Origin of the sequence: Micromonospora sp. NPDC023956, from assembly GCF_040639195.1 — a bacterium.
GTDB lineage: Bacteria > Actinomycetota > Actinomycetes > Mycobacteriales > Micromonosporaceae > Micromonospora.
Map to the genome: position 1 here is coordinate 33,770 of NZ_JBEZZN010000016.1, position 12,019 is coordinate 45,788.

A 12,019-nucleotide genomic window follows, 5' to 3' on the forward strand; every position below is an offset into this window, starting at 1 on the left:
GGCTGTTGTCCCGTTGTATCTGATCGAACCGGAACAGGACCGTCAGCCGTCCAGTCGCTAACGCGAGTCGGCTTGCCCATCCAGATTGACCGTTGCTTTCCGGAGTTGGCGCAACCACTCGATGCCGAGCCGGCGGCCGTCGGGGAGCTGGTCGTCGCGATCCCAGCGCCACGCTGTAATCATCGCCAGCGTGAGAGTGCGGCAATCCCGGAGCAACTGGTGATCGACACCCGGGTAGTGGTCCCCGACCTCGTCGGGCGCGTGGGCCAGGTCGAACTCGATCGGCCCCCGGCAGCATGTCTCGAAGTCGATGAAAAGAGGGCCGGTCCGGGTGGAGAGCAGGTTGCCCGGATGGGGTTCGCCGTGCAGGAGCTGCTCCGGCCGACCGCTCTCACCGACCGCTCGTCGCATGCGGTCCAACGTGCTCGCGAGGAAGACCCGGTCCGCGTCAGCCAGTTCCGGCGTTCGGGCGGGGTCGGCCACCAGAATCTGGGCCGCGGAAACCCGGTCCGTGAAGTGCGGGGTGGGCAAGTCGATTTCGCGCATTCCGGCGTGCAGACGTTCGAGCGCGCCCACGTATTCCGCGTTGGGGATCGGCTGAGTAGTCGCCGGTTCGTAGTAGGCCCAGAGGGTAACAACGTAGTCGCCTCGGACAAAGACGTGAGGCGACTCGAGCGCAGCCACCGGGCTTCCGGCCTTGGCCAGCCGCTGAGCGACATCCACTTCAAGCTGGGCGCATTGGTGCGCGGCCGAGGCCACCCGGGCGAGCACGTCGCAGGGCTGCAAACGCAGGGTGAGCGTGTTGGAGTTCTGCAGGACAGCGGCGTCGTGGGCGGTTAGGCCGAGACAGGAGGCGCTCGATATGGCTGCCCGTGTTGCCCGCTGAGTCTCATATGCCTGCATCGGAGCACCGTAGTGCAGTGTTCGTGGCGTAGCAGCCGCATTTCGGTGTCCATCGGTTGCAGCTCGACGGTGACCCGCACCGGCCGCGCCCGGACGACACCACCGGGAGCCGGTCGGGCAGACCGGGCCCTGCGCCACTACCGGTCGACGGGTTCCGGCGATGGTGCCAGCAGCGCCTCGATCCGTTCGGCGGCCCGGGTGGCGGTGGTCGTCGGGTCCACGGTGGCGCCGAACCGTCGGCTGCGTTCGGCGTAACGGGCGTCGGTGAGCACCTCGGTGAGCAGCTCGGCGGCCGTCTCGGGAGCCCACCGGGTGGACGGGAGGAAGCGGGCCACCCCGCAGCGCTGCAACCGGGCCCCGGTGTCCGGCTGGTCGAAGCTGTGCGCCAGCACCACCTGCGGCACCCCGGCGGCGATACAGCGGCCGAGCGTGCCGATGCCGCCGTGGTGGATCACCGCCGCGACCCGGGGCACCAGGTCACGGTAGGGCAGCCGGGGAAACCACCTCACCCCGGCGGGCAGCGGGTCGGGCAGCGCGTCGAGGTGCGGGCTGACCAGGATGACCGGCCGGCCGACGCGCCGGCAGGCGTACAGCGCGGCGGCGTAGAACGGTTCCCAGAGCATCTGTCCGGAGCTGGCGGCGACCAGCACCGGCGGTCCGCTCGGATCGGCCAGGATCCGCTCCACCTCCGGCGGCAGGTCGCCCGACTCGGCGGCGTCGTTGAGCAGGAAGCCGACCGGCTCGACGGCCTCGACCGTCGGCGGGCCGGCCTTGTCGAACCAGCGCGGCCAGAGTCCGAGCTGTCGGTCCGCGCCGCTCATCCAGGCCGCCCAGTCGTCGACCGGAGCCAACCCGAAGTCCGCGCGTACCGCGTCGATGCCGGCGGCCAGCGCGGACCGGTGCAGGTGCACCTGCACCGGCAGCAGCAACTGCTGCGCCGGCGTCATCGCCACCCACACGCTCGGTGCGCCGAGCAACTCGGCGGCGATCAGCGTGGCCAGCCCCGAGGTGTGCCGTCCGACCAGCACCGTCGCGCCCGCCCGGTGGCGGGCCACCGCGGCCTCGACCTCGCGGCGGAGCTGCCCGAAGAGATCGTTGCGCTGGTAGTGACCGAGCAGGTCCGGCAGACGCGGCGAGCCGACCCGGGCGTCGAGCATGTCCCGGGCGTCGGCCAGGTAGCGGACGTACTCGTCCTCGGTGTCGATCGGTACCAGCTCGATGTCGGCCGCCCGGACGGTCGGCGCGTACCTGGCGTGGGTGGCGATCGTGACGTCGTGGCCGCGCTCGGCCAGCTCCGCGCCGAGGCGCACGAACGACAGCACGTCGCCGTTCGTGCCATGGGTGCTGAGCAGCATGGTCGCCATGGCGCCGGGCTAGGCCTCCTCGGCGGCGAGCAGCGCCGCGACCTCGTCGTCGGAGAGCGCCTCCACCTGCGCGATCAGCAGGTCGATGTCGACGCCGGACACGGGACGAACCTCGTCGATCGCGTGCGCGGCCTGGGCGACGGTGAAGCCCGTGGTGAACAGCAGGTCCACCGGCAGCTCGACGCCGTAGCCGGCGCGTACCCGGGCCATGAACTGAACCACCTGCAACGACTGGCCGCCGAGGGCGAAGAAGCTGTCCCAGACCGAGACCGGTGCCACGCCCAACACCTCGGCCCAGAGCCGGGCAACGGCCAGCTCGGTGGGCGTCCGCGCGTCGGCCGGCCCGGCGGTCGGTCCGGCATCGGGGGGCGGGGTAAGGATCGCCCGGTGCAGTGCCGCGCCGGTGGCCAGCTCACGGGCGATCCGGTCCAGCCGGTCGGCGTGCCCCGCCGCATCCGCCGCCCGGTCCGGCTCGGCCGGCCCGTTCGGCTCGGCCGGCCCGTTCGGCGCGGGTGGGCCGGCCGGCACCGGCTGCTCCGGGGTGTACCGGACCGCCGCGGCGTCGGCCGCACGCATCCGGTGTACGCCGGTGGCCGAATCGGGTGGGCCGGCCACCCGGGTCACGAAGTCCCGGGCCGGCTGGTTGCGCGCGGTCCTGCGGACCGGGACGTCGACCGTGTCGAGCCCCCGCTCCAGGGCCGCCGCGCCGATCGCGGCGATCACCCGGTGCTCCACGCCACGGCCCAGCACCCGGCAGCTCAGCAGCAGGTCGTCGACCCGCAGGGCGGTGCCGTCGACGGTCAGCGACACCAGGCCGACCAGGCCGTACGCGCCGAACCGGTCGGAGACGTCGACCGCCCAGCGCAGCTCGTCGGCGGTGGCGAAGTCGGCGGCGGTGCGCCGTACCGTGCTGGTGTTGAACTGGTTGGTGCGCTGCGTGAGCTGGGCGAGCCGGTCGGCCTGCCCGGACGTCGCCGGGGTCAGGCGCACCTCCAACCGCAGCCCGGCGACGAACTCGGCCAGCCCGGCGGAGCTGGCCCGCAGCTCGCGACGGCGGCTCTCCCGCTGGTACAGCTCGGTACGCAGCCGGTCCTCACCGGTGACCACCGGTCGATCCAGCGCCCAGACGTGGCGCAGGTAGGACAGTGCCGGGGCGGCCCCCGCCGGCAGGTTGAGCACCAGCACCTCGGGACAGGCTGCGCGCAGCTCGGCGCATTCGGCCGGGCTGTCGTCGAGGAAGAGGAAGCTGTCCAGCCCGAGGTCGAGTTCGGCGGCCAGCTCGCGCAGCGTCTCGTGCTTGGGCCGCCAGTCCACCCGCAGGGCGGTGAACTGGCTCAGCTCCAGCCCCAGCTCGGGGCGGCGCCGGAAGACCTCGCGTACCTCGGCCTCGCTGTTCTTGCTGCTCAGGCAGAGCAGGGCGCCGGCCTCCTGCTGCCGCACCAGCAGCCGGTGCAGCTCCTGGCGGTGCGGGCCGATCCGGATGCCGTCCACCCCGTCCTCGCCGACCACGCCGTCCCAGAGGGTGTTGTCGGCGTCGACCACGATCACCTTCGGGCGAGCCGTGCGCAGCGCGTGCAACCGGCGGACGACGGCGGTGCCGAGCACCGCGTAGCCGGCCGGGGTGTAAGGCATCCGGGCCAGCTCGTCGGCGTAGTCGTCGGCGTGGTGCGGCAGGTCGTACGCCTCGACGGTGTCGGCCGTGGTCAGCACGCCCAGACCGGGGATCCGGCGCAGCTCCGCCGCGATCCGCTCCTCGATGGCGGTGAGGAACCCGCCGTCGGCCGGGTCGGCCAGCAGCGCGGGGCTGGCCGGGCAGAGCACCACCAGCAACGGCGCGCTCCGCTGGCGCGCGCTGCCGGCGACCGCCTCGACCAGCTCGTCGGCGACGCGTCGGACCGCCGCCCGGCCGTCGGCGCCGAGCGGCGCCCGGAGGTGCCCGGAGGGCGTCGGGTCGGGGCTCGGCGGGGCGTCGGCGGCCGAGGGCGGTGCCGGTGCGGCCGGCCGGTCGCGGGCCCAGTCCTGCGGCCGGACCAGCACGACATCGGCCCCGGGGCCGGTCCGCACCAGCGGGCCGTGCGGATCGAGCAGGTGTTGCAGCACCTGCCCGTACGGTGCGACGACCAGGTCGTGCGGCAGGCCCAGCTCGGCGGTCCAGTAGCTGAAGGTGGGGGCGAGCGGATCCGCGACGAAGGTGGCGGTCACCACCACCGGATAGTCGGCGCTGTGGTTTGCCATCGCTGCCCCGTACCCCACGTCGCGGTAAGTCGATCTCCATGTTGGCGCGGAACCACCGTAGGAACGCGCCGAGCGCACTGTCAATACTCTTAACAGTTGTGCTGTCGGGTTGGTCCGGTGACGGTCGGCGGCCTTTCGTCGCGCGTCGTCACCACACAGTGGACATTGCCCGGCCCGGCCGGGCCGAGGGAAGTCGACCTCGGGGAATCACCCGACCCCGACCCCGACTGTTAGGACAGTCCACTTAACTGTAAGGACTACTTACTTATTGTCGTGCCGCTCACTAGCGTGACTGCCAGCGCGCACGGACAGGGTCGCCCGTCGGCGGCTACCGGACCACCCAGGGCGCGTACGCAGACGAGGGGCCCAGATGCTGACCCACCCGGCGCACGCCCGCCACACCCTGATCGAGGTCGCGGACCTGCACCAGGACCCGCTGCCCCCGCCGGTACGCGCACACGTCCGGCCGCTGCGCGCGGTCCTCGAGTGGGCCCGCGATTACCTGTGCCGCCCGCACCCCGAACTCGGCCGAACCGGCAACGTCTGCCCGTACGCGCAGGGGTCGCTGGACCGCAACGCGTTCTATCTCACCGTGGCGCCGGGCCGGGCACACCCGGCGGACGAGCTGGACCGACTGCTGATCCACCACCGGGACTGGCTGCTCGACCTCAGCCGGCACCGTGGCGGTGCCGCCCAGTTCACCACGATCCTGATCGTCTTCCCGGACCTGGCCGCCGCCGACGTGCCCGAGGTCGTCGACCTCACCCAGGAGCGGCTCAAGGCGCGCTTCGTCGTGCACGGTCTGATGCTCGGCGAGTTCCACGCCGGCCCGCCGGCCAAGGGCGGGCTGTGGAATCCGGACTTCGCCGCGCTGCGCTGCCCGGTACCGCTGCTGGCCATCCGGCACATGGTGCCGACGGACTTCTTCTTCCTGCGCGACGATCCGGACAACGTCCGGGCCTACCTCGCCCGCTTCGCCGGCCAGATCCCGCCGCACCTGCGCGAGACGGTGCGCCGCGCCGTCGACCAGCTCGGGCTGGCACCGGCCACCGTCGGCGGTGCCGGTGCGCACTGACCCCCCGACGACGGTGCCGCAGCTGCTCGCGGCGCGGGCCGACGACGATCCGGACCGGGTCGCGATGCTCCTCGACGGGGTCGGCACGCTGACCTTCGGGCAGTGGCGGGCCGGGGCCGACGCGGGCGCGCACGACCTGCGGGGCCGGGGGGTACGCCGGGGTGACCGGATCGGGCTGGTCTTCGGCGGGGCGGACTGGCTCGACTACGCGGTCGCCTACGCGGCGGTCACCACGGCCGGCGCGGTCGCCGTACCGATCTCGGACCGGACCGGACCCGTGGCGGCCGACCTGCTCGCCCGGTGCGGCGCGACCGGGGTGCTGCACGGCCGGGCCGGTCCGCCGCCCGACACCGGATCCGCGCCCACCACCGGCCGGCCGCCGGCCCGCTCCTGGTGGACGGCGGCGGCCGGTGACCTCGGGCGCGGCGGTGCGCGTGGCCCGGTCGACGTCGAGGTGCGCCCCGGCGACCTCGCCCAGATCGTGCACACCTCGGGCACCACCGGCGCCCCCAGGGGGGTGGCCGCCAGCCATGCGAACCTGACCTTCGGCGCGGCACCGCGACCGCGCCGCCGGGCACTGGCCCACTCCCGCCACTTCGTGCACGCCTTCCCGATCGGCACCAACGCCGCCCAGACCATGCTGCTCCAGGCGTTGACCGCCCGCCCGGCCGCCGTCGTCGCCGCACGCTTCGACGCCGAGGAGTTCGCCGCGCTGGTCGCCCGGCACCGGGCCGGCACGGTCTTCGTGGTGCCCTCGATGGCGATCGAGCTGCTGCGCGCCGGGGCACACCGGCGGCACGACCTCGGCGACGTGCTACTGGTCGCCTCGACCGGCGCGGCGCTGCCGCCGGCCGTCGCGCGGGATCTCACGGCCGCGCTGCCCGGGGCCACGGTGGTCAACAACTACACGTCGACGGAGGCCGCCCCGGCGCACACCACGGTGGTCTACGACCCGGACCGGCCCACCGCGCTCGGCCGACCGGCCGCCGGCGCCCAGCTGAGGATCACCGACGCGGACGGGGCGCCGCTGCCGCCGGGCGTGACCGGTGAGGTGTGGCTACGGGCGGAGACCGAGTCCCGTACGTACTTCGGCGACCCGGCCGCCAGCGCCACGGTCTTCCGGGACGGCTGGGTACGGATGGGCGACCTCGGCCACCTCGACGCCGACGGCTACCTGCACCTGGTGGACCGGGAGGGGGACACCGTCAAGACCGGCGCCTTCAAGGTCTCCACCCTGCACGTCGAGTCGGTGCTGTTCGACCACCCGGACGTCGCCGACGCCGCCGTGGTCGGCCTGCCGCACGCCACGCTCGGTGCGATGGTGGCGGCTGCCGTGGTGCCCCGCCGACCGCTCCCGTTCGACGCGCTGCGGGCCCACCTGACCGACCGGCTCGCCCCGTACGAGCGCCCGCTGCGCCTGCTCCAGGTCGACGCGCTGCCCCGCAACGACGGCGGGAAGGTGGTCCGGGCCGCCCTGCGCGAGCTGTTCACCGACCAGCCGGACACCGTGGCCGGCCCGCCGGCGACAACGGCCGAGATCCGGCTCGCCGCGCTCTGGAACCGGGTGCTCGGCGGGCCGGCGGTCGGCCGGCACGACGACTTCTTCGCCCTCGGCGGGGACTCGCTACGGGCCGCCCAGATCGCCACGCTGGCCGCCGCCGAGTTCGGCGTGGACGTGCCCGCCTCGGTGGTCTTCGACCGGCCGGGGCTGGCCGCCCAGGCCGACTGGCTCGCCAGCGCCGCCCGCCCGGCCTCCACCGCCTCCGCCACGTCCGTCTCCACCGCCGGTGCCACGACCACGGCCGCCCCGGCCGCAGCCGTGACCGTGGCGGCACCGGAGCCGGCGACCGCTGCGGTCGTACCGGACGGCTGCGTCGCGCCGGACGCCCACGACGTGACGGTGGCCCTCACCGCCCAGCAGGAGAACTTCCTGGCCTGGATGTACGCCACCGACGAGCCCCGCGACCCGGGGCCGATCAGCGTCGCGATCCGGATCACCGACCGGTTCGACCCGGCCCTGCTCCGCGAGGCGCTCGGTGTCCTGGTGGCCCGGCACGAGGCGCTGCGGACGGTCTTCCGGCTCGTCGACGGCTCGCCCCGGGCGTACCTGCTGCCGGACTGCCCACCGGCGGTGACGGTCAGCACCGCGACCGACGCCCGGGAGGCCGCCGACCTGGTCCGCGCCGACCGGGAGCTGCGGTTCGGGCTGGCGCACGGGCCACTGGTCCGGGCGATCGTGGTCCGGCTCGGCGTGGACGACCACGTCCTCGGGCTCGCCGTGCACCACCTGGTCTTCGACGGCTGGTCGATGGGGGTGCTGCTGCGCGAACTCGGCCTGGTCTACTCGGCGCTGCGTACCCACCGGCCGGCCACCCTGCCGGCGCTGCCGGTGTCGCACCCCGAGGCGGTGCGCTGGACCCGGGCCCAGTGGCCCCGGACCCGCCGCTACTGGCAGGACCGGCTGGCCGGAGCACCGACCGTCGTCGAGCCGTTTCCCGGCCGCCGGCACGCGGTACGGCTGCGCAGCGACTCGCGGGAGTTCCGGGTCGACCCGGCGCCGGCCGGCCGGCTGCGCTCCCTGGCGACGCAGCGGGGCGCGAGCACGTTCATGCTGGTCGCGGCGGCCTGGGCGGCCGTACTCAGCGGCTGGAGCGGGGCGCGTGAGCTCGTCGTCATGTCCCCGGTCCCGGGGCGCAGCCGGCCGGAGTTCGAGGCCCTGGTCGGCTGCCTGGTGCAGTCGCTGCCGCTGCGGATCGACACCGGCGGCGATCCGCCCTTCACCGACCTGCTCGAGCGGGTACGCGGCACCGCGCTCGACGCGGTGGACCACCAGTACTATCCGTTCGCCGAGTTCTACGCCCGCTTCCCGGCCGCCGCCTGGCTCCGGTTCGAGAGCTGGGGCGGCGACCCGCACTTCCCCGGCCTGATCTCCGAGGGCTTCCCGTTGCCCCGGGCACTGGACGCCGACTGGCCCACCCCGGACGGCCGGCCTGATCTCGGCGTACCGGAACTGGCCGTGGTGGAACAGCCGGACGGATCGCTGACCGGCTGGCTGCTCTGGAACTCCTACGCCTTCGACCCGACCACCCCGCGCCGGCTCGCCGACGCCCTGCTGCACCTGCTGCACGCGCTGCCCGACGGCGCCGGCGCCCCGATCTCCGACCTGGTCGACCCGGACCGGGCGACCCGATACCCGCAGCGTCCCGGTGCCGGCCACCCGGCGCCCGAAACGGAGGCAGTGTGACCACGGTGGAGTCGTCCCGGCTCGGGCCGGCCTCGACCGCCCAGCACGGCCTGTGGTTCACCGAGCGGATCGGCCACGCCCGGTCCGCCTACCACATGCCACTGCCGGTACGCCTGCTCGGCGCACTCGACGTCGCCGCGCTGGCCGACGCCTGTGCCGCCGTCGTCGCCCGGCATCCGGCCCTCGGGTACGCCTTCGACGACACCGACGGGGAACTGTCGCTGGTCGCCGCCCCGCCACCCCGGCTGACCCGCCGGTCGGTGGCCCCCGGGGAGCTGCCCGCCGCCGTCCGCGCCGAGACGCTGCTCCCGTTCGACCCCCGACACGGCCCACTGGTCCGGTTCACCCTGTTCACCGTGGCACCGACCGAGCACCTGCTGCTGATCGTCGCACACCACCTGGTCTTCGACGGCGAGTCCAAGGACCTGCTGCTGCGCGACCTGGGTGCGCAGTACGGCGCCCGGGTCGCCGGGAGCGCCCCGCCCGGCGGGGCACCGGTGCCGTACGCCGCGCACGTCGCCGAGGACGAGGCCCGGATCGCCGCCGGCGTGGCGGCCGCCCGGGTCTTCTGGGACACCCGGTGGCGGGAGCCCGATCCGGTGGTGCTGCCCGGACTGCGCCGGCCCCAGGACGGCGTACGGGCCGGCGAGGTCGTCGCGTTCGACCTGCCCGAGCCGCACCGGCTGGCCCTGGCCCGGTACGCCGACGCCAGTGGACACACCCGGTTCGAGGTGCTGCTCGCCGCCGTGTACGCCCTGCTGTGCCGCTACGGCAACGGCACCCCGACGGTGGCGGTGGACCTCGGTACGCGTACCGGGGCGACCCGCGCCACCGTCGGGCTGTTCGTCAACGAGCTGCCGGTGGCCGTGCACCCGGATCCGGACCGTCCCTTCGCCGACCTGGTCGCCGCCACCCGCGCCGAGTTGCGGGACACGTACCCGGTCCGGGCGGTGCCGCTGGCCCGGTCCGTGTCGGGGCTGCGCCCCCGGGCCGCGCTGGCGCCGGTGTCGGTCAGCTACCGGCGCCGGACCGGGCCCGAGCCGGTCTTCGCCGGGCTGCGCGCCGAGGTCGACTGGGCCGGCTTCCACCATGCCGCCCGCAACGACCTGCACGTGCAGGTGGTCGACGGTCGGGACCGGACCACGGTGCACCTGCAGTACGGCGTCGACACGATCGACCCCGACAGCGTCGGCCGGATCGCCGGGCACCTGGTCACGCTGCTGGGCGCGGCGACCGCCGAACCGGGCACGCCGGTCGGCGCGCTGGCGCTGCTCGGCGAGGAGGAACGTCGGCTGGTGCGTACCGGCGGGGAGTCACCGGTCGGCGTCGCAGCGGCGCCACCGGCCGGCACGGTCCCGGAGCTGGTCAGCGCGTGGGCCGCCGCCACGCCGGACGTACCAGCCGTCGTCGCCGGTGACCGGGTGACGACGTACGCCGAGCTGGACCGGGCCGCTGCCACCCTCGCCGACCGGTTACGGGCCGCCGGTGCCCGACCCGGGGTGCGGGTGGCGGTCCGGCTGCGCCGGTCGCCGGCCCTGCTGGTCGGCCTGCTCGCGGTGCTGCGCACCGGTGCCGCGTACGTGCCGCTCGACGTGGACCATCCACCGGCCCGACGGGCGTTCGTGCTCGACGACACCACCCCCGCGGTGCTGCTGGTCGAGGCCGGTACCCCGGACGAGGCGTCCACGCACCGCCCGAGGGTGCTCTCCGTCGACGGCCCGGCCACCACCGACCCGGCCACCACCGGGTCGGGCCCGCCGGCCCGGGAGCCGGAGCTGGCCGGGCCGGAGCCGGACGACGTGGCGTACGTGGTGCACACCTCCGGCTCCACCGGCCGGCCGAAGGGCGTCGAGGTCACCCACCGGTCCCTGCGGTACCTGCTGGACGCCCTGCATACCACCCTCGACAGCGGCCCGACCCACCGCTGGCTCGCGCTGGCGTCGGCGTCGTTCGACATGTCCATACCAGAGCTGTTCCTGCCCCTGGTCACCGGCGGCCGGATCGTGCTCGCCGCCGAGCACGACACCCGCGACGGCGCCGCCCTGCTCGGACTGGTCCGCCGGCACCGGGTCAGCCACGTGCACGCCACCCCGTCGACGTGGCGGCTGCTGCTCGACGCCGGCTTCGCCGACCGTACCGTGGTCGGCCTCAGCGGCGCGGAACCGCTGCCGCTCGCCCTGGCCCGTGAACTGCGGCCCCGGGTGCGCCGGCTGTGGAACCTCTACGGCCCGACCGAGGCCACCGTCTGGGCCAGCGCGACGGAACTGCCCGATCCGGTCGACGCGGTCACCATCGGCCGGCCGCTGCCCGGCACCCGCATCCACCTGCTGGACGCCCGGGGGCGGCCGGTGCCGATCGGCGTACCGGGCGAGATCCACATCGGCGGGCCCGGGGTGGCTCTCGGTTACCTCGACCGACCCGCGCTGACCGCGAACAGCTTCCTGCCCGACCCGTACGGCCCACCCGGCTCGCGTCTCTACCGCACCGGCGACCAGGGGCGGCTCGGCCCGGACGGCCGGCTGGAGTACCTCGGGCGGCTCGACCGGCAGGTGAAGATCCGGGGGCACCGGGTCGAGCCCGGCGAGATCGAGGCGGCGCTGGACGGGCACCCGGACGTCCGCCGCTGCGCGGTCGAGCTGCGCGACGACGGCACGGGGCCACGCCTGGTCGCCTACGTCGAGTTCCGGACCGGCCGGCAGCCCTCCGCCGCCGACCTCCGGCGCCACCTGCGCGCGACGCTGCCCGGGTGGATGGTGCCGGAGCTGGTGGTGCCGCTGGCCGTGCTGCCGACCACCCCGAACGGCAAGCTCGACCGGTCCGCGCTGCCCGCCCCGGACCCCGCCCTCACCGCCACCACCGCCGCCGCCGACGTCGCGGACGGGGCGGACGGGGCGGACGCCGCGGACGTCGCCGACGGCGCGGACGCCATCGTCGCCGGCATCGTCGGGATCTGGCGACAGGTGCTGCGGGTCGACCGGTTCGGCCCGCACGACGACCTCTTCGACGACCTGGGCGGTCACTCGCTGAGCGTCACCCAGATCGCCGCCCGGATGCGCCGCCAGCTCGGCATCGACCTGCCGCTGCACGTCTTCTTCGACACCCCGACGATCGCCGGCGTCCTCGCCGCCGTCATCGGCGGTGCCGGCGTCCGGCGACCCGGCGATCCCGGGAGCGAGCGGCGTCGATGACTGACCACGA

General features: G+C 74.7%; 6 protein-coding genes. 3 read left to right on the forward strand and 3 right to left on the reverse strand.

Features of this window, described 5'->3' with window-relative positions; translation table 11 throughout:
- Positions 1 to 57: 57 nt before the first annotated feature.
- The 3 genes from AB0F58_RS25025 to AB0F58_RS25035 all read right to left on the reverse strand — a co-directional run bounded on the left by AB0F58_RS25025 (position 58) and on the right by AB0F58_RS25035 (position 4,502).
- Complete coding sequence (locus tag AB0F58_RS25025; RefSeq protein ID WP_357147525.1) at positions 58 to 903, reverse strand: aminoglycoside phosphotransferase family protein; 846 nt, start codon at positions 901 to 903, stop codon at positions 58 to 60.
- A gap of 137 nt (positions 904 to 1,040) precedes the next feature.
- Positions 1,041 to 2,267, reverse strand: coding sequence for a nucleotide disphospho-sugar-binding domain-containing protein (locus tag AB0F58_RS25030; protein WP_357147528.1), 1,227 nt, complete (start codon positions 2,265 to 2,267; stop codon positions 1,041 to 1,043).
- Positions 2,268 to 2,276: 9 nt separating this feature from the next.
- Positions 2,277 to 4,502, reverse strand: a complete 2,226-nt coding sequence (locus AB0F58_RS25035) for an HAD-IIIC family phosphatase (protein ID WP_357147531.1) — start codon at positions 4,500 to 4,502, stop codon at positions 2,277 to 2,279.
- Between the two features lie 370 nt (positions 4,503 to 4,872).
- Here AB0F58_RS25035 and AB0F58_RS25040 point away from each other — a divergent pair, with 370 nt between their 5' ends.
- The 3 genes from AB0F58_RS25040 to AB0F58_RS25050 are packed head-to-tail and all read left to right on the forward strand — an operon-like array spanning position 4,873 to position 12,009.
- The gene (locus tag AB0F58_RS25040; RefSeq protein ID WP_357147534.1) at positions 4,873 to 5,577 is read left to right on the forward strand and encodes a DUF6875 domain-containing protein; all 705 of its coding nucleotides are present in this window, start codon (positions 4,873 to 4,875) and stop codon (positions 5,575 to 5,577) included.
- Positions 5,567 to 8,821, forward strand: coding sequence for a condensation domain-containing protein (locus tag AB0F58_RS25045; protein WP_357147537.1), 3,255 nt, complete (start codon positions 5,567 to 5,569; stop codon positions 8,819 to 8,821). Before AB0F58_RS25040 ends, AB0F58_RS25045 begins: the two co-directional genes overlap by 11 nt.
- The gene (locus tag AB0F58_RS25050; RefSeq protein ID WP_357147540.1) at positions 8,818 to 12,009 is read left to right on the forward strand and encodes an amino acid adenylation domain-containing protein; all 3,192 of its coding nucleotides are present in this window, start codon (positions 8,818 to 8,820) and stop codon (positions 12,007 to 12,009) included. Before AB0F58_RS25045 ends, AB0F58_RS25050 begins: the two co-directional genes overlap by 4 nt.
- Positions 12,010 to 12,019 lie beyond the last annotated feature (10 nt).

Coding starts and splice junctions, on each gene's coding strand:
- AB0F58_RS25035 (WP_357147531.1), bottom strand. CDS start 4,502: ATGGCAAACCACAGCGCCGACTATCCGGTGGTGGTGACCGCCACCTTC.
- AB0F58_RS25025 (WP_357147525.1), bottom strand. CDS start 903: ATGCAGGCATATGAGACTCAGCGGGCAACACGGGCAGCCATATCGAGC.
- AB0F58_RS25030 (WP_357147528.1), bottom strand. CDS start 2,267: ATGGCGACCATGCTGCTCAGCACCCATGGCACGAACGGCGACGTGCTG.
- AB0F58_RS25040 (WP_357147534.1), top strand. CDS start 4,873: ATGCTGACCCACCCGGCGCACGCCCGCCACACCCTGATCGAGGTCGCG.